We start from the raw sequence: 21827 nt of genomic DNA on the forward strand, positions 1-21827 counted from the left end.
TTTTTGCAGGTTATTTAATTCTTCTTGTGTCATAATTGTCTAAGTTAGTGAGATTTGAATTACTAAACTTAGACAGAGTTAGATTTACACTCTCGCGAAAACCTGTCAAACGTTTTGATGTCTATTTAATATCCTTAGACCCCACAAAAGGATCAGAAATAAAGAAAACCCGTCCTTGTCTTATCATTTCTCCCAATGAAATGAATCGGCATATTCGGACTGTCATTATTGCTCCAATGACGTCAACAATCAAAAACTATCCATCAAGAGTTACAACGACTTTTCAAAAGAAACGTGGGCAGATTGTTTTGGATCAAATTCGTACGGTCGACAAACAGCGACTAATTAAAAAACTTGGAACTATTAGTTCATCTGCCCAAGATAAAACCTTAAATACTTTACAAGAAATCTTTGCTCCATAAGTGCGCAAACCTAACCCGCGCATTAAGCGGACACGCCTCGCCAATTCTTGCCCGCCTGCCATTTATTTAGTTAGTTAACCTTTCGTTTGCAAACAATTTCAACACGTTGGCGCCTGCACCTTAAGCGCAATGTCGTTAGGTGTACAACATCAATTAAACGTATATTTGTAGAGGTAGCTGAGTTGCTATTTGGTCGAAGTCTTTATCGTTATGTAGCAGTTCCACTTCATGATCGATGCACCAACTGCCGATGAGCATATCTACCGTTTTTCTAATTGTTACACCTTTCGACCGAAGAAAACGAAAATTAGATGCTGCCTTTATAGCCAGTGATTTCCCTCCAAGATGAATACAGTCTAACGGATCAAGAGCTTGTTTAGCTAATCTAAACTCTTTGTCGCTGTCAAAACCTTGCAGAATTTCGGTGAGAATAATATCTCCCAGGAGAACTGACTGCTCAGAAAGGATTCGGTCAAGACTTTCGGTTTGTTTATTTTCTACGCCATTGAAATAATCAATCCATACGCTGGTATCTACTAAAATCACTTCTCGTCAGTCCTCATATCCTCTAAATCACCTTTCCAATGCAATTTCCCGCGCAAGTCTTTGATATTTTCTTGCTTTTTTCGCTGGACTAACAATTTCAAGCCTTCTTCCACAGCATCCTTTTTCGTTTTTAATCGACTCACCTTCAAGGCTTCATCCATCAAGTCGTCATCAATTACTACATTCGTTCGCATAATTGTATAGATTTAATTAATGTGTATTTTTTGTAAATCTATACACATAACTGCTAAATTCCTAACTTTATTGTACACCTAACCAGCGCATTAAGGAAACGCACCTCCGCCCTCTCCTGCCAGCTTCTGGCTTTTTAGCTTTCCGTCTATTATTCATCAATTCAACATCATTTCGTGCGCACCTTATGCGCAAAGTCGTTAGGGAAACGAAGCTATTTTCTTTCTTTCGTATTTTCTTCCAAGAATTTTGCCAACTCTTCTTTTTCGAGTTTCCCATTTGATAAATCGATCATTACAGCATACAACCCTTTTTTGTCAGCTTGCAGGCGATAGCCATTAACATACAGAAAGGTATAAATCGCTACCAAAGCTGTTCTCTTGTTTCCATCGAATAATGGATGATTCTTACAAATGTGAAATCCATAGGCAGCTGCCATCTCAAAAATATTGCTATGAACATACTCCCCTCCAAAGTTTGCCTGTGGTTGGGCAAGTGCAGATTCTAACAATCCCTCATCTCGAATTCCCTGTTTGCCGCCATAGATTTTTACTTGATCCTGATGGAAAGCCAGAATAGTTTCTTTATCTAAAAATTTTATCATTTTGCCAGTTCTTTCAACACTTCTTTATAGTCAGTGTTTGCCTGGCGATAGGCTTCTGCCCACTCTTCAAACTCGGGGTCCATTGGTTTGAGTTCTAAATTAGCACCCTTTTTTTCGATGGTTAATTTGTCGCCACTTTTGAGATGAAGTTCATCTATCAATTGCTTCGGAAGCGTTACTCCTAAGCTATTTCCGATTTTTCTAATCTTTGTTTCCATAATCGTAACCGTTAATTTCTAATTGTTATAACAATGTTATAATTTATTTCATAATAATTCAACGCCAAATTTCACCAAATAGTATCGTTTACCTAACCCGCGCATTAATCGGACGTGTCTCGCCCTTCCCTGCCGATTTTGGGCTGGTCAATTTCTGTAGTACATTTTGTTTTTAAATCAACGCTTGGCTGCACGCACATTATGCGCAAGGTCGTTAGAGCAACCTATTCGCCTTTCGCTCGTTGTTAATTTGTACTTTTCTTTGTACTATTTAAAAGTCACTTATTAACACAATTTATAGCGTTATGAAACGTGTCCAGCTTGATAAAGACATTCAGCCACTCTCTGAATTTCGGGCCAATGCAGCATCAATGATTGAAAAAATTAAAACAGAACATCGTCCCCTTGTTATTACTCAGCACGGAAAAAGTTCTGCTGTATTGCTTGATGTGGGTGATTATGAGCAAATGATCGATACCATTGAATTGCTTCAGGAAATCAATCAAGCCCGTCAAGAAATTGAAGATGGCAAAGGTACCGACCATAAAGAAGTTATAGGTTCATTGAAGGAACGGTTGGGGAAAGTATAAATGCGTATTGTCTGGTCTCCTACCTCCCAACGAAAAATTGATGAAATAGTAGACTACATTTCGAAAGATAATGTAGATGCTGCATTGGCACTGGTCGAAGAGTTTGAAAAACGTGTCCAGCATTTAAAAAAACATCCTCGCTCTGGCCAGATGGTTCCAGCCCTAAATGATGAGATGGTCCGACAGTTTGTAGTTCAGTCTAATTATTTGATCATCTATGAAATCAATCAGGATCACATCGATATTTTGACTATTCGCCACGCCAGGCAAGATGAAGACGAATCTGAGATCAAGCCTGAATAAAGGTTGCTCTAACCCGCGCATTAACGTGGACGCACCTCGCCAATTCTCTGCCGCCCTTGGTATTAAGCCTCGTCTTTCGTTAGTTGCTAATTCAACATCAATCCGTGCGCCCGTTATGCGCAAGGTCGTTAGTGGGCTGACATTTATTTAAGATCTATTAAACCCTGATAAAGAAATAATAAAACATTTGCATTAACAGGGTAATCTGCTAAATATGTATCTTATTGTTTTAGAATTGAAATCTGGCAGATGCAGAAAAGGCACGAAAGGTTACTTCCCATTATTATATCCCTGCTGCTGCCGGGGCTGAATATTTTAAACAACTCTCCGTTCCGGGAAAATTGGGACTTGGTTGCCATTGTACCAACCTGGCTCTTTACTTCTGCGATTTTACTGGGTTTATGGTATATCAATGACAAACTATGGCCCCGCAACGCCGTGCCAATCAATTACATCAAAGTGGTAGCGGGAAATATTGCCGTTATCGGATTGGCAATCGGGATACAGCAGATCCTGTCTTTTACCGGGATTATTTTTCCTGGCAGCCCCCCCGCTTGGAGCCTTGGATTACGACTGCTGGTGGCATCCGCATTATTTATCACTATTCAGCAGATGCTGCGATCGGTGAGGGAAAATGAAAGGCTTCGTAGCGAAAATTATGCCCTGCAATCCGAAAATTATAGAGCACAGCTTGAACAGTTAAAAAAGCAACTCAATCCCCATTTCCTGTTCAATTCGCTTAGTACTCTCCGTACGGTCATTCGTTCGGACAAAGAGCAATCCGAGGAGTTTGTGTTAAAACTTTCCGATGTGTACCGCCAGATACTTCAGACACGAGAATCACATCAGATCACCTTAGAAGAGGAACTCGACTTTTTGAATGACTATCTCTACTTATTAAACGTACGCTTCGACAGTGCCTTGTCGGTAACCATCGATACCCGGTCGGAATCGATGCACTATTCGCTGCCGGTATTTGCCCTGCAGTTGCTGGTTGAAAATTGTATCAAACACAATATCATTTCAGAGCAACGACCGTTAACCATCCGGATTTTTCAGGAGGATGCAAAAAGCATCACGGTGGCAAACAACTACCAGCCCAAAAAAACGAAACAGCAATCTTTTCGGATGGGACAGGAAAACCTAAAGAAACGCTACGAGCTGATCGGGATACCAGACGGGGTTGAGGTCCGGCAAAACGAAGAAGAATACTCAGTGACCATTAAACTGTTTTAGTTGTGAATGTTTTAATCGTTGAAGACGAAAAAAAGACCGCAGAACTGCTCAAGGAGCTCATCGAAGAGCGATCCGATTATCTGGTCGTCCACACCTGCCCGAGTATTGAAAGTACTGTGACGTATCTTAAAAAGCATCAACATAAACTGGATCTCATATTCATGGATATCCAGCTCGCTGACGGTGAAAGTTTTGATATTTTTGAGGAAACGGAGGTTCGTATCCCGGTAATTTTTTGTACAGCCTACGACCAACACGTACTTAAAGCGTTCAAGAGCAACGGCATCGATTATATTTTAAAGCCGTTTAAAGAAGAAGATATCCACAAGGCGCTTGAGAAAGTAGAGGCTATGAAATCGTCCCTGTCCAAAGGACTTGAACCTGATGCTCTGACCATTAAAAACCTGTTTGCGGACGAGCCTGCCTACCAAAAAACATTTCTTGTTCGCCACCAGGAGAATATGGTACCGGTCCGGGTATCAGATATCGCCTTTGTGCATTTGACCAATGAAATGGTGAACATCTACAATTTTAAGGGCCAGAAGAATGTCATTTTTAAAAACCTGGAGGAGATTGAATCATCTGTCGATCCGGCGCAGTTTTTTCGTATCAACCGGCAGATGATTGTGAATCGGGATGCCATCAAGGAGATTTCCCCCTACTTCAAGCGCAAAGTAATCGTCAAACTACCGTTTGATATCCCCGAAAAAGCCGTCGTCAGCCGCATGAAAGTTACCCCGTTTTTGGACTGGATGGAAAAGCCGGAATAAGCCTGTCAATTCACACGGCTGAATGTACCGTTCAGTTGCCAATCTGTTCAATTGAGCATCTCTTTCCTTCCTTTAGGATCCACAACGCTTCATATTTGCATTAAAAACTGCCCAAAGTTTGACACGCTTTCTGTTTTAAGAAAAGCATAAAGGACAATAGTACATATTAATGCAAATATGACCATGAAACGATTTTTACTCTTTTTGTTTGCCCTGTTAGCCAGCCAGGCATCTCTGGCGCAGTCAGCCGACCAAATTGCCGGCATCTGGATCACCGAAAATGAGAAAGCCCACGTCGAAATATATAAGCAATCCGGGCTGTACGTTGGAAAAATTGTCTGGGTTGAGGGGGTAGATGATACTACCTCAACCGCCTCATCAAAGGATCCAAATTCCAACTTAACCCGTGAATCGGCTCTGGGCACAATTCTTTTGTCAGATGTCTCTTACGATAAAGGAATATGGCTGGGATCCCTCTACATACCGAAGAAAGATCGAGAAGTAAAATGTACCCTGGAACTCATCACTGAAGATGAATTAAAGATTACGGTCTCCAGGTTTTTGCGCTCCTCAAGCAAAATTTGGACCCGATTATGATATTTATTAAGCACATATTACCACTGCTATTTGTTTGCATTTCTGCCTTCCCAACGCTTGCCCAGCAGCCCAATTCGCCACACGAGTTGAAGCTGCAGTCGGTTCAGGAGGCCATCGAGTTTGCCCTCGAAAACAATCCTGACCTGGACGTCTACAACTTGAATTACCAGAAGGCACGCAAGGAGGTCTCCATCTCCAAGAGTAGCCGCTACCCTGCGATCTCCGGCACGTTTACCGGTCAGTATAACCGGGACCTGCCTACCTCGGTGCTGCCAGGCGAAATCTTTGGACAGCCCGGTCAAACGATAGAAACCCAATTCGGGCAGGAATACAATTATAATACCGGTATCACTATCTCGAAAAATATCCTGGATTGGCAGTCACGCATGAAAACAAAGATTGCCGAAGCCAAACTCATGATTACCGAAGCAGAGACCGACCTCTACCGGCAGCATCTGAGCGAGCAGGTTGCCTTCTACTATTACACGGCAATTATTACGCAGAAAGCACTCCAGATCAGTGAGAAGGATCGGAGTATCGCCGACAGCCTGCTTTTTTTGACGCGGCAGAAATTTGAGAAAGGTATGGTTGATCGCTCCGCTTTAAACCATGCCAAAATTAACGTAAATAACATCGCACAGAGTATCGCCGAAAGCACATCAATGTATGACCAGGCTATTTCCAACCTAAAGATACTGCTGGGGCTGGAAGCCAATGCTGACATTCATTTTGAGGATCAGGCGGCCATAACATCCACCGCCCTTCCTGAATCCCCTCAGGTAGAAGCTGATAAAGAGCTTGCCCTGTTCATGCAGCAAACCGATCAAACCCTGGTAAATGTTCGTTTACAAAAAGCGGCATATCTGCCCAAGCTCTCATTAACCTCTTATTGGGGCCAGCAGCAGTTCCGCGATGATTTCGGCCTTTCTTTTAACGACAGTGACTGGAATCCATACAGTTATATCGGGTTCAGCCTGTCGGTACCGATCTTCAGTGGATTTGCAATAAGGGATCAGGTTAATGTAGCGAAGATTGAGCGGTCCATCGCTCAGCAAAACCTGCAGCAGGAACAGATTCAATCTGAAATCCAGGATGAACTACTGCTAAGTAACTACCGTAATAGCCTTTCGCAAGTTGAATCGGCATATGATACCTACCAGCTTTGGGATCAGAACCGTACGCTGGCCCTCCAAAAATATGAGAAGGGACTGATTGCGCTGGCAGATTATTTCAAAACGTTTGAAGATTACCTGATGGCTGAGAACAATTACCTAAATACCCTCTCAACCATGTACTCCTATTATTCAACAATCATTTCAAGACAATAGAGTCATGAAAACACCAACACTATTCCTCTTATTTTTTGTTTGTTGCCTGGGCTTCGCATTTACCGGGTGCTCAGACAACCAAACCACCCGTCCCGAGCGAAAAACGATCGTCGATGCGGTGTTTGCCAGCGGTCATATTACCACGTCGGATGAATACCTGGTGACCTCTTATGCCGAGGGGTACCTGCAGCAATCCTACGTACAGGAAGGTGACTCGGTCACCTCGGGAATGCAGCTGTTTCAACTTTCCAGCGACGTGCAGTCGGCCAACCTGGAGATTGCCGAGGCCAATTACCGTGATGCCAAACGCAAAGCTCAAGCCGATTCCCCTGAACTGCAGCAAGCGAAATTGCAGGTGGAGCAGGCGCAAAAACAATTGGAGCTGGACCGGAAAAACCTCGATCGCTATGCCGAGCTCGTAACTACCGAAGCCGTATCACAATTGGATTATGAAAAAGCACAGCTTCAGCACGAGAGCTCGCAGAAGAACGTCGAGATCCTCGAAAAGTCACTGGCAGATCTGCAATACGCCCTTGAGTTAAGCCTGCTGAACGCGAAAAAACAGCTGGATATTCAGCGCGAAAGCAGTCATGATTATGTTCTCAGCGCTTCCACCAACGGACAGGTACTGAATGTTTTCAAACGGCAGGGCGAACTGGTGCGCCGCGGTGAGACAATTGCACAAATCGGCGGTGGTGAAACACTCATCAAACTCTATATAGCCGAGGAAGATGTCGACGACATTGCGCTGGGACAGGAAGCGGTCATCTCCCTGAATACCCATCCCGACCGGACCTACAAGGCAAACATCAGTAAAATATATCCTGCGTTTAATGAACAAGAGCAATCATTTATCGTGGAAGCCCAATTCCCTGATGATCTTCAAACGCTGTTCCCCGGCACCCAACTGCAGGCCAACATCATCATCCAGCAAAAAGAGGACGTCCTGGTAATTCCGCTTGTCTATTTGATGGAGGGAGATACTGTTGTAAGCCGAACAGGAAATAGGATACCTGTTAAAACAGGCATCAAAAATACCGAATGGGTTGAGATTATGGCCGGCATTGATACTACGAACACCCTAATGCTTAAGCTATGAAATTGTTTCCCATAAATTCTACCAACGCGAAGATTGCTCTGGTGCACCTAACCTCTAGACTAAAGCAGTTGCTGGTAGCGGTATTGAGCGTAACCTTCGGGATCTCCATGTACATCTTTTTGAATGGTTTTCTCAACGGTGTTAACGATACGCAGACCGAATTGGCCTTTAGCACCATGGCTCACATCCGCATATATAACGATCTGCCGGAGGACAAAACTAACCTGCTCAAGAACGCCTCGGATAACACTATGGCAGTAAATATTCGGAACCCACGAGTCATCAAGTATACTGAAGGCATCCAAAATGCTGACCAATATGTCAGGGTAGTCGAGCGGCAACCGGAAGTGAAGGCGGTTTCAAAACAGGTAAATATCAATATCTTCTATCGAAATGGTGCCATAAAGGTGAACGGGCAGTTATCGGGAGTGGATGTAGCAAGCGAGGACAAGCTGTTCGATATTTCAAAATATGTCACCAGCGGCTCATGGGAAAATCTTTCTACGCGCAGCAATGGCATTGTACTTGGCAAAGGCCTGGCTCGCAAGCTGAGTCTGAATATGGGGGATCGCGTTCAGGTGACAACCGCTGACGGCTTATCCAAAAGCTATGAGATTGTAGGGTTGTTGGAAACCTCCCTGACAAGTGTGGACAATTCCAAAGGTTATATACGAATCTCATCTGCCCGCCAGCTGCTCTCCGAGAACATGAGCTATGTAACCGACATACAGGTAAACGTCCAGGATTTCAATAAAGCGGAACAGACGGCGGCTACCCTCTCCCGGGTGATACCCTACAAGGTGGAACCCTGGATGGAAGCCAGCGGCCAGTTGGAAGCAGGTAGTGAATTACGGGATATTCTCGGAATAGCTGTTTCGCTGACTATTTTGCTGGTTGCCGGCTTCGGTATCTATAACATCATGAATATGACCGTGAACGAGAAGATTAAAGAGATCGCCATATTAAAAGCGATGGGATTTGACGGTGACGATATTGTAGAAATATTCCTAACCCAGTCTGTGATTATCGGTTTGTTGGGCGGAGTCGTCGGCATGGCTTTTGGGTATGTGGTCTCCAGACTGATTAACAACATTCCTTTCAATGTCGCCGGCCTTGAGGTGCTGCCGATGACCTACAACCTCGACGATTACGGGCTGGCCTTCATATTCGGACTCATTACCACATTTATAGCAGGCTACCTACCGGCGCGGAAAGCCTCCAAAGTTGACCCTGTAGAAATTATAAGAGGATAACCATGAATAATTACGCGCTATCGGCCCAACATATCTCCAAGTTTTTTTACGAACCCAAAAAATTCCAGGTACTAAAAGACATTAGCTTCGATGTGAAGCAGGGCGAATTCCTGGCCTTGATTGGCAAGTCCGGTTCGGGTAAGTCGACTCTACTGTATGTGCTTTCCACTATGGATACCGATTATGACGGATCCATTTCGATCAACGGAACGATGCTAAAAGGGAAAAGCCAAAATGAGTTGGCTGCATTTCGTAATCGGAATATCGGTTTTGTATTCCAGTTTCATTATCTGCTACCGGAATTTTCGGCCTTGGATAATGTGATGCTGCCTGCGCTGAAATTGAAACAGAAACCCGAGGAACAAATTCGGGAAGAGGCACTCGAAAATTTGAATCTCTTGGGGATCAAAGACCAGGCGTTCAAATTGGCCAGCAAGCTATCCGGCGGACAGCAGCAACGAGTAGCTATTGCCCGGGCACTCATTAATGAGCCTGCAATTATCATGGGTGATGAACCCACCGGCAACCTTGACTCGGAAAATACCAACATCGTCTTTGACATATTTCGTCAACTTGCCAGAGACCGGGGACAGACGATAATTGCGGTGACCCATGATGATGATTTCGCCGACAACTGTGACCGGGTGATTGAGCTCTCGGACGGGGAGTTGTATCGGTAAATATTTTATTGCTAAGTGCTGTAAATGTTTACAACATGTTATGTCTCGCTGGAGTCAACATAATTTGAATGCAAGAACTCTAACCTGTATTTCTCACAAAAATCAATATAAAATTTCTCATAATGCTTTGATATACAGTGAGTTACATTGTTTTTAAAACTGAACATGCTATAACAGTTTGCAGCGGGCTACGAAATTGTCCCGTCTGCTACGTTAAAGGTGGTAATCGCGCACTCAACGTATAAAGATGATGAACTGGGTTGCCCGGAAAGGATATGATCGAGACTTTCGGTTTGCTTGTTTTCTACGCCGCTGAAATAATCAATCCATATACTGGTCGCTACTAAAATCAGTTCTCATCAGTCCACATGTCCTCTAAATCGCCTTTCCAGTGTAATTAAGTCTTTTGGTCGTATTTGTAGGAGATCCAGAATTTTATTACGGAATTAAAGATAACATGAGGGTGTTCGATATCTGTAAATTCCACGAAACTTAATCCATTGAAACTATCTATGTCACGATTTGATGAGGAAGCCAAAGACTGGGACACCCCTGAAAGCCAGGAACGCGCAGAAAATATTGCAGATGCGATCAAGGCACACATCCCGCTTTCCAAAGAAATGTCTGCTTTTGAGTACGGCTGCGGAACCGGACAGCTCAGTTTTGAGCTTCGTGATGAAATCGGTTCCATTACCCTGGCCGATAGCTCGACAGGAATGTTGGACGTACTGCGCGATAAAATAAAGGCTGAGTCGGCCGAGGATATGACCCCGGTCAAACTTGATCTAACAAAAGACCCGCTTCCCAGCGAGCAATTTGACCTGGTTTATACCATGATGACGCTTCACCACATCCCGGATACCCAATTAATCCTGAATCAATTCCATGAGTTGCTGAATCCCGGCGGATATCTGTGCGTTGCCGATCTCGATAAAGAGGACGGGTCTTTTCACGGTCATGATGTTGATGATGTCCATAAAGGATTTGATCGGGAGGACCTGGCGCGATTGGTGGAAAAACAAGGTTTTACTGATATCTCCTTTAAAACAGCCTATAGGATGGAGAAGGAGATTAATGAACAGGGCGAAACTAAAATATTTCCTGTTTTCCTAATGGTTGCACAAAAGGAATAAATAGTATTTATGTAATTGGCGAAAGGTGTTAAATAAAAAGGCAGCCTGAAAACAGGCTGCCTTTTGCAATTTAGAACTGTTAACCACTTCCGGTTCCGGAAGAGAACCATCTGTGTTGGACAAGTTTTACTTCAGGTCGAAACGATCCAGTTGCATCACTTTGGTCCATGCATCAACGAAGTCGTTAACGAACTTCTCTTCGGCATCATCGGCCGCATACGCTTCAGAAAGTGCCCGCAACTCTGAGTGTGAACCAAAGATCAAGTCAACACGAGTGGCGTTCCACTTGACGTCACCGGTATCACGATCTCGAGCTTCAAAGCGTAGTTTGTCATCCGAAGTCGCTTCCCAGGCGTAATCCATATCGAGCAGATTCACGAAGAAATCGTTGGTCAGCGTTTCCGGCCGGTCGGTAAAGACTCCATAATCGGAATCATCGTAATTGGCCTTAAGTGCGCGCATTCCGCCGACAAGAACCGTCATTTCAGGAGGCGTAAGCGATAGCAACTGCGCCTTGTCAACCAGCATTTCTTCCGGCTTTGCATTGCACTCCGCATTGTAGTAGTTGCGGAATCCGTCAGCGTTGGGCTTGAGCCATTCAAATGATTCCTCATCTGTTTGCTCTGCCGTGGCATCATTGCGTCCCGGTGTAAAAGGAACTTCAACATCATGACCGGCGTCTTTTGCGGCCTTTTCGACAGCAGCTGCGCCACCGAGAACGATCAGGTCCGCAAGAGATACGCGCTTATTTCCCGATTGTCCGTTGTTGAATTCCTCCTGAATACCCTCGAGCACTTCAATTGCTTCGGCTAGTTGTTCAGGATTGTTGACTTCCCAATCTTTCTGTGGAGCAAGTCGAATGCGGGCACCGTTGGCACCGCCTCGCTTGTCAGAATCGCGATAGGTTGAAGCCGAAGCCCATGCTGTTTTAACAAGCCTGGACACAGTCAGATCGGTATCGAGAATTTTCGCTTTAAGTTCTTCGATATCCTTTTCATCGATCAGTTCATAATCAACCTCAGGGATGGGATCTTGCCATAACAGATCTTCCTCGGGGACTTCCGGTCCTAGATAACGAGATTTGGGTCCCATATCGCGGTGAATGAGCTTGAACCATGCCCGGGCATAGGCATCCGCAAATTCATCGGGATTTTCATAGAATCGCCTGGAAATTTTTCGATACTCCGGATCTACTTTCAGGGCAAGATCCGTGGTCAACATCATTGGCGGATTTTTCTTGTCCGGATCGTGAGCATCGGGTACGGTGCCATCGCCCGCTCCATCCTTTGGCTGCCACTGGTAAGACCCGGCAGGACTCTTGGTCAGCTCCCACTCATACTCAAAAAGATTCTCAAAAAAGCCCATATCCCACTGGATGGGATTATTGGTCCATGCGCCTTCTTCACCGTCGGTGATGGTATCTCCGCCTTTTCCTGAACCGTAATCGCTGATCCAGCCGAAGCCCTGCTCTTCAATATCAGCCGCTTCAGGTTCCGGTCCTTTATGTTCCAGCGGTCCGGCCCCGTGCGTTTTGCCAAAGGTGTGCCCTCCGGCAATAAGGGCAACGGTTTCTTCGTCATTCATGGCCATGCGTGCAAACGACTGACGAATAAAATGAGCTGATTTTTCGGGGTCCGGCTCTCCATTGGGTCCCTCGGGATTCACATAGATCAGCCCCATGTGATCCGCGGCAAGTGGTCCTTTAAGATTACCTTCTTCATCGTGACGCTCATCGCCCAGCCACTCTTCTTCGGAACCCCAGTTGACAGAAGTATCAGGCTCCCAGTCATCTTCGCGTCCACCGGCAAAACCGAATGTCTCAAAACCCATCGACTCCATCGCTACGTTACCGGCCAGCACTAACAAATCAGCCCATGATAATTTTCGACCATACTTTTTCTTGATTGGCCAAAGCAGGCGACGCGCTTTATCCAGGTTGGCATTATCGGGCCAGCTGTTCAGGGGGGCAAAGCGCTGCTGACCACCGGCAGCTCCACCGCGGCCGTCAGAAACCCGGTACGTGCCGGCAGCATGCCACGACATCCTGATAAAGAGTCCACCATAGTGCCCCCAGTCTGCAGGCCACCAGTCTTTGGAGTCGGTCATCAGATCATGGAGATCCTGCTTTACAGCTTCAAAATCGAGCTTTTGGAATTCTTTCGCATAGTCAAAATCCTCATCCATCGGAGTACCTTTCGACGAATGCTGGCGCAGCATATCCAGATTTAACCGATCAGGCCACCATTTATCGAGCTTTGAACCACTGGCAGCGGTTTCATTTGAGCCCCCGTTATGAAAGGGACATTTGCTTTCATTACCATTTGATCTATTCTGAGTTTTCTCTTTATCCATACGACGATTGGTTTATCAGTTTCTTATTATCAATTTCAATCTAACCAAATCATTGATTCATATAAATTGTTTCCTGATAGAAAAATACTATCAGCGATATTAGAGTTAATTATATGCGGTGTACATCTCCCAATAAAATCGATCAATGCGGCCAGCAGCGCAGGATTTTTGAACTTTTTTAGACAAGTGGCGGGGCCAATGTATGTTTATGGAAAGGAGCGTATCCCGGACTTCTCACGAGAAGAGTACAGGCTAAATAGCAAAGCCCTCACAAAGGAGGGCTTTGCGGGTTTACCCGATTGCACCGTTTTCTAATTTTGCGTACCGTAAAAACGCTCCCGTGCAATTTCGTCGTCCTCCCAGTGCTGTACAGCGACCTGCTCGATAGTGACGGGATCGTCGCTCCCCTCGAACGTAACGGTCATATTCGATTCAACACTGGTGACTCCATCCTCTTCGTTGGAGGTGATACCCACCACTTCGATGCCGTGAAATTCTTCTACGCTCCCGAAGAATTCGTTTTCACGTTCACGGTTGGCATCTTTCCCTTCCACCTCGGTACCATCTTCCAATACCATGACCACATCGTCGGCGTAATACTCTTCGAACGCCTCCATGGCTGTGCCCTGCGCAATATGATTATAGATGTCATTAATTTTGTCAAAATAACTCATAATGTATAACTATTTAATGTTAAACGATTAGTGCAGGTCATATAACCAGCCAGAAGAAAAAATCGTTTGCGATTTCTGATTTTTTTAGAAATAGTTGGCGTGGGTACCAGATTTACTTGCCAGAAATAGAGTCAATTGAGTTGCACACCTTGAGATAGGCCAGGGGTTCACACGTTTTTGAACACACCTCATCAACACCTTCTGTAACCTCCGGTGCAGCAGCCCGCTCCCCCCTGTTCCCTCCGATAAACCACAAGCAGGCCAGGCAAACCTGTTTAGTAAGTCCGCATTCCCATATAACCGGACTAAAGATTAAAGTGGTTTCACCCGGATATTCTTAAAATAAACAAGGCTGCCGGGGTCGTGTCCCTGCAGGGCAAAGGTTCCACTGGAGAGGACATTTTCACCGCGATCCACATTTTCAGGTTCCGTGTAGTCGACCATCGTCTTCCCATCCACTTTTATGACAATGCGATTCCCCTCAACCGTAATATGCATGGTAAACCACTCATTATCCGGGAACGGGGTCTCCTTGATATCGTCCACACCATAGAGACTGGCCGTTCTTCGCGGATCTTTATCGTAGCTGTTATTGATCTGCGCCTCGTATCCCTTGGAGGGCCAGCCCTCTTCCTGGTACTGTGTGTGGAAGAAAATACCGGAATTGGAACCCTCGGTTGTCATCACATCGGCCTTGAATTCAAAGTCCCTGAAATTGTGATCGTTGACCGGACCCTGGTAAAACAGGTGGGCCCGCGGCCCGTCTACAACGATTCGGCCCTCCTTCACGGAAAATGTTTCGGGATTTTCACTGGCTTTCCATCCATCCAGCGTATGACCGTCAAACAGGGAGATCCAGCCGTTATCGGACTGGGCAACCGCCTGTGTCGTAAAACCGGTTGCCAGTAAACCCATCATGCAAATAAACAGTCCCGTTATTTTAGCGTAGTTGTTCATAATGATCCCAAATAATTTATAATTAACGTGATATACACTCTCCGAAATTTCAGTATCCATATCTCGTACTGCCACACAATATTGGACCTTTACTCGTGAACTGCAAACCCATTCAGGTTATTGAAAATGGGTTTGAACCAGGAGAGAATGCTGAATATCCCATTTCAGTGATCAATAGTGTTGCCGATTTTGCATGCTTACGATCCGGGGTTCCACCCTGGGGCTGTACATGCGCTCACGTGTTTTCGGGGAACCCTATGTTTTTGGGATACCTCTGATAATAAAATCAACCAGTAACGGTTTTTAAAATTGGGAACAAATATTAACTTCATCCTTTAAACTGAATGATTCCGCGAGAAGATCGTCAATTTCGGTATAAATTTGATCAGCAAACATGAAAGCATTCCAAAAAAACGTTCATTTTCCTGCCCTTATTTCTAGCATTTTCCTCATCCTGAGCCTGACCGCCTGCAATAATGATGACGACATCAGCGGCCAGGAGATCGAGGTTACCCCTATCGAAACCACCACCGAGCCTCCTTCAAAAATCCGGTTATTTTTCAAGGTTGACTTGGGAGAGGAGCACCAGTTTACCACCCTGGAACCGTCCGATTTTGAAATTTATGAGAACGGATCCCAGATCTCGAGGCTTGAATCCCAGGCACAAATTCAGCGTGAGAGCGGCAAATTCCTGTACTCATCCATGCTGCTTCTCGACCTCAGCGGTAGTATCCTGAACAATGCCGACCTGCCCAGGCTGAAAGAAGCGGCCACCACCTTTATTGAACGTACCATGCCCCGGGAGGGCAATTCGCTCTTTGGCACGCGGGAAATGGCGGTCTACTGGTTCGACGGCGAACAAAATATTCACCGGCTGGTCCCTTTTACCCCGGAGCGCGATACCCTCTTGAGCGGCATAAACTCCATTGATGAAGATATAAGCAACGATGTTTCCACCAACCTGAACGGGGCGGTAATCCAGGGGCTCTCCATCATGGATTCACGACTGCGGGAGATAAAGGAGGATTCCGATATTGCAACAGCGGGATCGATGGTCCTCTTTACCGACGGCACCGACCAGGCAGGCCGGGTAAGCACTTCTGTTGCCCTCGACTCCGTCAACAACGCAAACAGGGAGCACGCGCTGTTTACCATCGGTCTCGGCGGGGAAATAGACCAGCAGGTACTTGAACGGTTCGGTAAAAATGGGTTTGAACTGGCGGAAGATTCTCTTCAGCTCAACTCATCGTTCCTGGCTATAGCAGAACGGCTTGAGGCGGAATCAAATTCATATTATGTGCTGGAGTACTGCTCTCCCAAGCGTTCCGGCACGCACACCCTGGAGCTGCGGGCTATCTACGAAGACAAATTCGGCAGTTTTGATGCGGAATTCTCCGCCGAAGGATTTACCGGCGGATGTACCGTTGACTAAGGCAGGTATTGGCTAACCCAGGTTTTCTTTTAGGCGTACCTAGTTTTTTGCCGGTTTCCGCATCACCACGTAGAAATCGCGGCCCGGACCATCTTCGGAACTTATCAATGCAAATCCCGCCTGGCTGAGCTCTTCCACAACGGTCGCGCGGGTAACCCCATGCTGACTGCCCGACGACCGGCCACCCGGGGCCGCCTCCGTCCCGCGCGGTTCAAAATCGATAACCGCAAGGCGACCGCCCGGCTTCAATGACTGCAAGAGACTGGCATTCATTGCGGCGGGATCCCCAAAATGGTGATACACCCTTCGCATATAAATCGCATCGCAACACTCCTGGGGCAGGTTGGTCTGGCGGGCATCCCCCTCAATAACGGTAATGTTATCTGCTGAGGCCTCCTCTACAGCACGCCTGAGCTCCTCCACGGATGAACGGCCCAACTCGGTACTGTAAATGTGTCCCTCAGCTCCGATATGCCGGGCTATTTCCAGCGCCTGGTCGCCATCACCCGCACCGATATCGGCCACTACCGAACCCGGCTTAATCTCCAGCACATCGATCAGCCAATCAACATCATCCGAACCCCTTTGCCCGCAAGCTGCAGAGCTCAACGCTATCAGCGTTAGCACCGTCAAGATCCCATGTCTGAGTTTATTCATAACATTTCCCGTATTAATTTACTCTGACGTAATTCCAAACAAACATCCACTCAACTACTCAAAACAGCTAAAAAAGATTCAACAGGCACTGGAAAAATGAATACTCCGGTAACAGTAAATAAAATCCTGATGAAATCCTGCGCCATTATCACAACGGCTTTATCCGTATATTTTTCCACGCCACTTCGTAAGGACCTTCATCCTCGCTGATAGAGTGAACCTGTAACCCGATGAATCCCCTTGGATAGTTCAAATAGCTTTCTTCATGCCACAGATCTGTTATTTTTTGTCCGTTGATCCACACTTGAATCCGCGGACCTTCCGCCACCACACGATAGTGATTCCACTGACCATCCCTGAATGCCTGGTGGTGGATTCGTTCTTCATCGGAAACAAGCCATCCGCCGGCCGCTTCTCCGTAAATGTATCCCGCTTCCGGGCTGCCGGTACTGCTGGACTCTATTTCTACCTGCGGCCCATTCACCCGTCCGTACTCTTCTCCGCCTTCGGGCTCCCTGGTTTGTGAGCGAATTTGAACGCCCGAATTGAGCTCATTGTCATACAGCATAACGTCAAATTCCAGTTCGAAATCCCCGAACTCATTGAATGTACACAAAAATGAATTGGGGCTGCCGTGACTGGTTCTCCCCACGATGGCTCCATCTTCAACCCGGTATTCAGCCGATCCATTTTTTTGCACCCATCCATTCAGTGTTTCACCGTCAAAAAGGGAAACCCAGTCAACTGATCCTGTTTTCTCTGGCGGTTCCGGTCCGGCAGCCACAAAAGCACCGACAAAAATCAGCAGTAACAATCCTGTTGCGATATGCACCATGCATTTATTCATAAAACTTATCCCTCTGTTTGTTGTTTTTATTTACAGAAACTGGCGATTCTCTGCTGCAAGTGAATCCACCTGTTTCCTTTACACTTTTAAACCCGGATTATTCATCCCGAAAATAAATATAGGATATTATCCAATTGATTTTTAAAAAGACTTCCCCGCGGTTTTGAAAAAAATCAGTTCACAATATTCTTTTACTTTAATAATGCGCCCGAAATGAATTGCTCCCTATTTTGAGTTATATTTCCGCCGGACTTTCAGCATATTGTAACATTATGAATTCCACGTATTTGGTTCTGCCGAAATCAAAAATGCACCCTTACCACAACGGGTGGAGTAAAAGCTAACGCGCTGCCCTGGTACAAGATCCCCGAATTACTGATTCTTTTTAGCACTGGATAACCAAACGAATTTTGAACGCAAACAGGAATAAACCATTTCATGTCAAAACGAAAAGTAGGAATCGTCGGAGCTACAGGTTACACCGGATCTGAGCTTGTCCGACTTCTAATTGATCATCCGGATGTAAGTATTGAAGTGATCACCTCTGAGAGTAAAGCCGGCACCAGGTTTTCCCAAATCAACCCACACCTGCAAAACCGGTTTGATATGGAGTTGGAGCCGCTGGAAAATATTGACAACTATGACCTGGACCTGGTGTTTCTGGCCTTACCCCACGGCGTATCGATGGATTTTGTTAAAGAATGGGATCCCGACCGCTACCGGGTCATCGACCTGTCAGGTGATTTCCGGCTCGGATCGGGTGAGGAATACGAACAATGGTACAATAAAGAACACAGTGCACCCGATTTAATCGGCGATGCCGCCTTTGGACTCCCCGAGCTGTTTCGCGACCAGATCCGGAACGCCCGGCTCGTAGCAAACCCGGGCTGTTATCCCACATCGGCTATCCTTGCCCTGGCTCCCCTGCTCAAGGAAGATGTGATTGAACCCGGCCAAATTGTAATCGACTCCAAATCGGGGGTGACCGGGGCGGGCGCAAAAGCCAAACAGAGCACCCACTTCCCGGAGGTCTTCGGTAATTTTTCCGCTTATGGTTTGCTGAATCACCGGCACACGCCCGAAATTCAGCTCAACCTGCAGCGGTACGCCGGGCAGCAGACGGAAGTGCTATTTACTCCCCACCTGCTCCCGATAGATCGCGGTATATTAACGACCACCTACAGCTCCCCCAAAAAGAAAATCAACAAAACGCATCTCGGGGAGTGGTACTACAGCTTTTATGAAAAAGAGCATTTCATTCGCGTTGTGGATCACCCGCCAAATGTGAAGCATGTGCGCGGCTCAAACTACTGTGATATCCATATTACGTATGATGAGCGAACCAACCGCATCGTCACGGTTTCCACTATCGACAACCTGGTAAAGGGAGCCGCGGGACAAGCCGTCCAGAATATGAATCTGATGTTCGGCTTCATTGAACGTTCCGGCCTGCAGATATCGCCACTGAATCCCTGATTCCTGTAAGAAACCTGACTGAAGATATTCTAATTCGATTTTAACCCGATTCAACTTATTTGATTTATCATGCTGAACAACATTACACACGTACGAGGGTACAAATGCTGGGGATGCCACATGGGTATCAAATCCAAACGCCGGGACCTGGCCCTGATCTATTCCGAAAAGCCCGCATCGGCAGCGGCTGTATTCACCCAGAATATAGTCTGCGCGGAGCCGGTAAAGCTGAGCCGCAAACATATTAAAAACGGGAAAGCGCAAGCTATTGTCGTTAATTCCGGCAACGCCAATGCCTGTACCGGAGAAGCGGGATACCGCGGAGCCGTGGCCATGGCAAAACGAACAGCCGAGCTGCTCGACATCCCCGTGGAAGAAGTACTGGTGGCATCCACCGGGCTGATTGGAGAGCCTTTCCCGACAGAAAAGGTGCTGGAAGGTATTGAAACCAGCGTTAAAAAGCTCTCCGACCGGGATATGGCTGGGTCACTCTGTGCCAACGCCATCCTGACCACCGATACCTTTGCCAAGGAAGGATTCACCGATTTTGAGATCGACGGCATTAAAATCAATATGGCGGGTATCGCCAAGGGATCGGGTATGATCCATCCCAACATGGGCACCATGCTGGCATTTATTACCTGTGATCTCGCCATTGAGCCCAGGCTGCTGGATGAAGCCCTGCGCGAGGCAGTCAATAAAAGTTTTAACATGATTACGGTAGACGGAGACACCTCCACCAACGACATGGTGGCTGTGATGTGTAACGGCATGGCCGAAAATGAGATGATCACCACCAGGGATGAAAACTATGAGCGCTTCTACACCCACCTGGAACAGCTGTGCACGCACCTGGCCAAACTGATTGTCTCGGATGGCGAGGGATCCACCAAACTGGTGGAGTACCAGGTGAAAGGCGCCAGATCAGAGGAAGACGCCCGAAAAATTGTGCGAACGGTATCGGATTCCAGCCTTGTAAAAACGGCTATTTTTGGAACCGACCCCAACTGGGGCCGCATCATGGGGGCGGCCGGCCGGGCAGGCGCAACATTTGACCCGGAAAAAGTGGATCTCTATATCGGTTCAAATCCTGAAAAAAGTGTTCAAATCCTGAAAAACGGTCAACCACTTGAAAATAAACGCTCCGAGGTTAAAAAAGAGATGAAATCCTCCAACATCACAGTGATTCTCGACCTCAATGAGGGTACCGAAGAGGCCACCGGCTGGGGCTGCGATCTCTCCTACGAATATATCCGAATTAACGCGGAGTATACCACCTAACTTGAGAAAAAAGCCGGCGGAATGACGAACAGCAACACATTCACATTCTGGTATCGCTGGCTGCTGGCTGCCAGTATCATTTCAGCAGGAATTGGACTGGCAAGTGCACTTTTGCCTGACAGTATCATTTTCAAGCTATATAATACCGCTATGGCGGACGCTTTTTCCGGGGGATCGTTTACCGAAACTTCCGATCAACTGCGCAGATTTTTATTTGGTCCCCTGGGCGGTACTATAGCCGGTTATTTTGTCCTGCAAACATTTATTGTCTGGAACGGTTTCTACAGACGTGAGCGGTGGACCTGGCACGCCATTTTGTGGGCGCTGCTTCTCTGGTTTACGATAGATACCGCTGTCTCCCTGTACCACAGAGCATACTTTAATGTCTGGATGATTAATATATGGACCCTGGCTCTACATGGAATACCGCTTGCGATGACATACCGGTATTTTGATCATTCCTCCTGACATTCGCTGAAAAGAAATAGGATAACGCATACCGGTCAACATATGGAACACGCCATCTTCACCATTTTTCCTAATCTTTCAAACAGCACCACCTTCAGGCAATATGCCCACAAGCATGAACCGAAAGAGCTGCCGGAACAAACAACCCTGCTCAATTTGGGGTCCCCCATCCAGGTTGTTCCCTTTGTCCTTGACGGGGCAATTAAAGTAATGCGTGACGACCGTGAGGGCCACGAACTGTACCTGTACCACATCCAGCCCGGCGAAAGCTGTGCTATGACGCTCACCAGCACGCTTTCGCGCGAACGCAGCCAGGTTAAAGCGGTAACGCTGGAAACAACTACGTTGCTGGCCGTCCCGGTCGATACGATTAACGACTGGTATCGCTCTGACCCTGTTTTCAGAAATTTTGTGCTTTCTACGTTCCAGCAACGGTTTGAAGAACTTCTTGACATCCTGGACCAGGTCGCTTTCCAGCAGATCGACCAACGGCTTGCCCGTTTTTTGCAGGATCGCTCGTCCGCCCTGGAGCGAAATATCCTGCATATTACGCACCAGGAACTTGCCTACGAGCTAAACAGCTCCCGCGAGGTAATCTCACGCCTGCTCAAGCAGATGGAGAAAAAGGGCATGGTTGAGCTGGGACGAAACCGGATAAAAATAATTGACCTTGTGTGACCTGTATCACTGAAAAATCACCTTCCTTCTCCTA

25 protein-coding genes are annotated in these 21827 nt (G+C 46.5%); 16 read left to right on the forward strand and 9 right to left on the reverse strand.

Translation table 11 applies throughout. The features are described from left to right. Positions 1–47 precede the first annotated feature (47 nt). Positions 48–422: a type II toxin-antitoxin system PemK/MazF family toxin gene (locus tag ACG2E4_RS16025; protein ID WP_395277202.1), complete on the forward strand. Its 375-nt coding sequence runs from the start codon at positions 48–50 to the stop codon at positions 420–422. Positions 423–575: 153 nt separating this feature from the next. Here ACG2E4_RS16025 and ACG2E4_RS16030 read toward each other — a convergent pair whose 3' ends face one another. The 4 genes from ACG2E4_RS16030 to ACG2E4_RS16045 all read right to left on the reverse strand — a co-directional run bounded on the left by ACG2E4_RS16030 (position 576) and on the right by ACG2E4_RS16045 (position 1982). Then, on the reverse strand, positions 576–968 hold the full coding sequence (locus ACG2E4_RS16030) for a PIN domain nuclease (RefSeq protein ID WP_395261967.1): 393 nt from the start codon (positions 966–968) through the stop codon (positions 576–578). Further along, positions 965–1162 (reverse strand): type II toxin-antitoxin system VapB family antitoxin, encoded by a 198-nt coding sequence (locus ACG2E4_RS16035; RefSeq protein ID WP_073067995.1) that lies wholly within the window; start codon positions 1160–1162, stop codon positions 965–967. Before ACG2E4_RS16035 ends, ACG2E4_RS16030 begins: the two co-directional genes overlap by 4 nt. A gap of 212 nt (positions 1163–1374) precedes the next feature. After that, complete coding sequence (locus tag ACG2E4_RS16040) at positions 1375–1764, reverse strand: type II toxin-antitoxin system death-on-curing family toxin (RefSeq protein ID WP_395261968.1); 390 nt, start codon at positions 1762–1764, stop codon at positions 1375–1377. After that, complete coding sequence (locus ACG2E4_RS16045) at positions 1761–1982, reverse strand: AbrB/MazE/SpoVT family DNA-binding domain-containing protein (RefSeq protein WP_395261969.1); 222 nt, start codon at positions 1980–1982, stop codon at positions 1761–1763. Before ACG2E4_RS16045 ends, ACG2E4_RS16040 begins: the two co-directional genes overlap by 4 nt. Before the next feature lie 305 nt (positions 1983–2287). Between ACG2E4_RS16045 and ACG2E4_RS16050 the strand changes: the two genes are divergently transcribed. The 10 genes from ACG2E4_RS16050 to ACG2E4_RS16095 all read left to right on the forward strand — a co-directional run bounded on the left by ACG2E4_RS16050 (position 2288) and on the right by ACG2E4_RS16095 (position 10971). Continuing rightward, a complete protein-coding gene (locus ACG2E4_RS16050) occupies positions 2288–2572 on the forward strand; it encodes a type II toxin-antitoxin system Phd/YefM family antitoxin (protein ID WP_395261970.1) in 285 nt (94 codons plus the stop codon). Further along, positions 2573–2875 carry a type II toxin-antitoxin system RelE/ParE family toxin gene (locus ACG2E4_RS16055; protein ID WP_395261971.1) on the forward strand — a complete coding sequence of 101 codons (303 nt, stop codon included), beginning with the start codon at positions 2573–2575 and terminating at the stop codon, positions 2873–2875. A gap of 249 nt (positions 2876–3124) precedes the next feature. Beyond that, positions 3125–4111, forward strand: coding sequence for a sensor histidine kinase (locus ACG2E4_RS16060; protein ID WP_395277203.1), 987 nt, complete (start codon positions 3125–3127; stop codon positions 4109–4111). A 2-nt stretch (positions 4112–4113) separates the two neighbouring features. After that, entirely contained in the window at positions 4114–4881 is a 768-nt protein-coding gene (locus ACG2E4_RS16065) for a LytR/AlgR family response regulator transcription factor (protein WP_395277204.1), read from the forward strand. Between the two features lie 183 nt (positions 4882–5064). Further along, positions 5065–5478 carry a DUF2147 domain-containing protein gene (locus tag ACG2E4_RS16070; protein WP_395277205.1) on the forward strand — a complete coding sequence of 138 codons (414 nt, stop codon included), beginning with the start codon at positions 5065–5067 and terminating at the stop codon, positions 5476–5478. Next, entirely contained in the window at positions 5475–6806 is a 1332-nt protein-coding gene (locus tag ACG2E4_RS16075) for a TolC family protein (protein WP_395277206.1), read from the forward strand. The genes ACG2E4_RS16070 and ACG2E4_RS16075 overlap by 4 nt, the downstream gene beginning before the upstream one ends. Before the next feature lie 4 nt (positions 6807–6810). Then, positions 6811–7905: an efflux RND transporter periplasmic adaptor subunit gene (locus ACG2E4_RS16080; RefSeq protein ID WP_395277207.1), complete on the forward strand. Its 1095-nt coding sequence runs from the start codon at positions 6811–6813 to the stop codon at positions 7903–7905. After that, complete coding sequence (locus tag ACG2E4_RS16085) at positions 7902–9158, forward strand: ABC transporter permease (RefSeq protein ID WP_395277208.1); 1257 nt, start codon at positions 7902–7904, stop codon at positions 9156–9158. Before ACG2E4_RS16080 ends, ACG2E4_RS16085 begins: the two co-directional genes overlap by 4 nt. Before the next feature lie 2 nt (positions 9159–9160). Beyond that, positions 9161–9838, forward strand: coding sequence for an ABC transporter ATP-binding protein (locus ACG2E4_RS16090; protein WP_395277209.1), 678 nt, complete (start codon positions 9161–9163; stop codon positions 9836–9838). Positions 9839–10350: 512 nt separating this feature from the next. Continuing rightward, positions 10351–10971 (forward strand): class I SAM-dependent methyltransferase, encoded by a 621-nt coding sequence (locus tag ACG2E4_RS16095; RefSeq protein WP_395277210.1) that lies wholly within the window; start codon positions 10351–10353, stop codon positions 10969–10971. Positions 10972–11097: 126 nt separating this feature from the next. Here the strand turns inward: ACG2E4_RS16095 and katG are convergent, their stop codons facing one another. From katG to ACG2E4_RS16110, 3 genes are all read right to left on the reverse strand, one after another. After that, the gene (katG, locus tag ACG2E4_RS16100; RefSeq protein ID WP_395277211.1) at positions 11098–13323 is read right to left on the reverse strand and encodes a catalase/peroxidase HPI; all 2226 of its coding nucleotides are present in this window, start codon (positions 13321–13323) and stop codon (positions 11098–11100) included. Positions 13324–13634: 311 nt separating this feature from the next. After that, the gene (locus ACG2E4_RS16105; RefSeq protein ID WP_395261982.1) at positions 13635–13997 is read right to left on the reverse strand and encodes a nuclear transport factor 2 family protein; all 363 of its coding nucleotides are present in this window, start codon (positions 13995–13997) and stop codon (positions 13635–13637) included. A gap of 312 nt (positions 13998–14309) precedes the next feature. Next, a complete protein-coding gene (locus tag ACG2E4_RS16110) occupies positions 14310–14954 on the reverse strand; it encodes a DUF1080 domain-containing protein (protein WP_395277212.1) in 645 nt (214 codons plus the stop codon). A gap of 394 nt (positions 14955–15348) precedes the next feature. On the opposite strand from ACG2E4_RS16110, the gene ACG2E4_RS16115 reads away from it, so the two are divergent. Then, positions 15349–16386: a VWA domain-containing protein gene (locus ACG2E4_RS16115; protein WP_395277213.1), complete on the forward strand. Its 1038-nt coding sequence runs from the start codon at positions 15349–15351 to the stop codon at positions 16384–16386. A gap of 39 nt (positions 16387–16425) precedes the next feature. On the opposite strand, the gene ACG2E4_RS16120 is transcribed toward ACG2E4_RS16115, so the two are convergent. Next, positions 16426–17043 (reverse strand): class I SAM-dependent methyltransferase, encoded by a 618-nt coding sequence (locus tag ACG2E4_RS16120; RefSeq protein WP_395261985.1) that lies wholly within the window; start codon positions 17041–17043, stop codon positions 16426–16428. A gap of 148 nt (positions 17044–17191) precedes the next feature. Continuing rightward, on the reverse strand, positions 17192–17890 hold the full coding sequence (locus ACG2E4_RS16125) for a DUF1080 domain-containing protein (protein ID WP_395261986.1): 699 nt from the start codon (positions 17888–17890) through the stop codon (positions 17192–17194). A 438-nt stretch (positions 17891–18328) separates the two neighbouring features. Here ACG2E4_RS16125 and argC point away from each other — a divergent pair, with 438 nt between their 5' ends. The 4 genes from argC to ACG2E4_RS16145 all read left to right on the forward strand — a co-directional run bounded on the left by argC (position 18329) and on the right by ACG2E4_RS16145 (position 21793). Further along, positions 18329–19366: an N-acetyl-gamma-glutamyl-phosphate reductase gene (argC, locus tag ACG2E4_RS16130; protein WP_395261987.1), complete on the forward strand. Its 1038-nt coding sequence runs from the start codon at positions 18329–18331 to the stop codon at positions 19364–19366. A gap of 69 nt (positions 19367–19435) precedes the next feature. After that, positions 19436–20647: a bifunctional glutamate N-acetyltransferase/amino-acid acetyltransferase ArgJ gene (gene argJ / locus ACG2E4_RS16135; protein ID WP_395261988.1), complete on the forward strand. Its 1212-nt coding sequence runs from the start codon at positions 19436–19438 to the stop codon at positions 20645–20647. 21 nt (positions 20648–20668) lie between these two features. Next, positions 20669–21115: a hypothetical protein gene (locus ACG2E4_RS16140; protein WP_395277214.1), complete on the forward strand. Its 447-nt coding sequence runs from the start codon at positions 20669–20671 to the stop codon at positions 21113–21115. Between the two features lie 42 nt (positions 21116–21157). Then, the gene (locus ACG2E4_RS16145) at positions 21158–21793 is read left to right on the forward strand and encodes a Crp/Fnr family transcriptional regulator (RefSeq protein WP_395277215.1); all 636 of its coding nucleotides are present in this window, start codon (positions 21158–21160) and stop codon (positions 21791–21793) included. Positions 21794–21827 lie beyond the last annotated feature (34 nt).

Source organism: Halalkalibaculum sp. DA384, from assembly GCF_043951955.1.
GTDB lineage: Bacteria > Bacteroidota > Rhodothermia > Balneolales > Balneolaceae > JAMQKA01.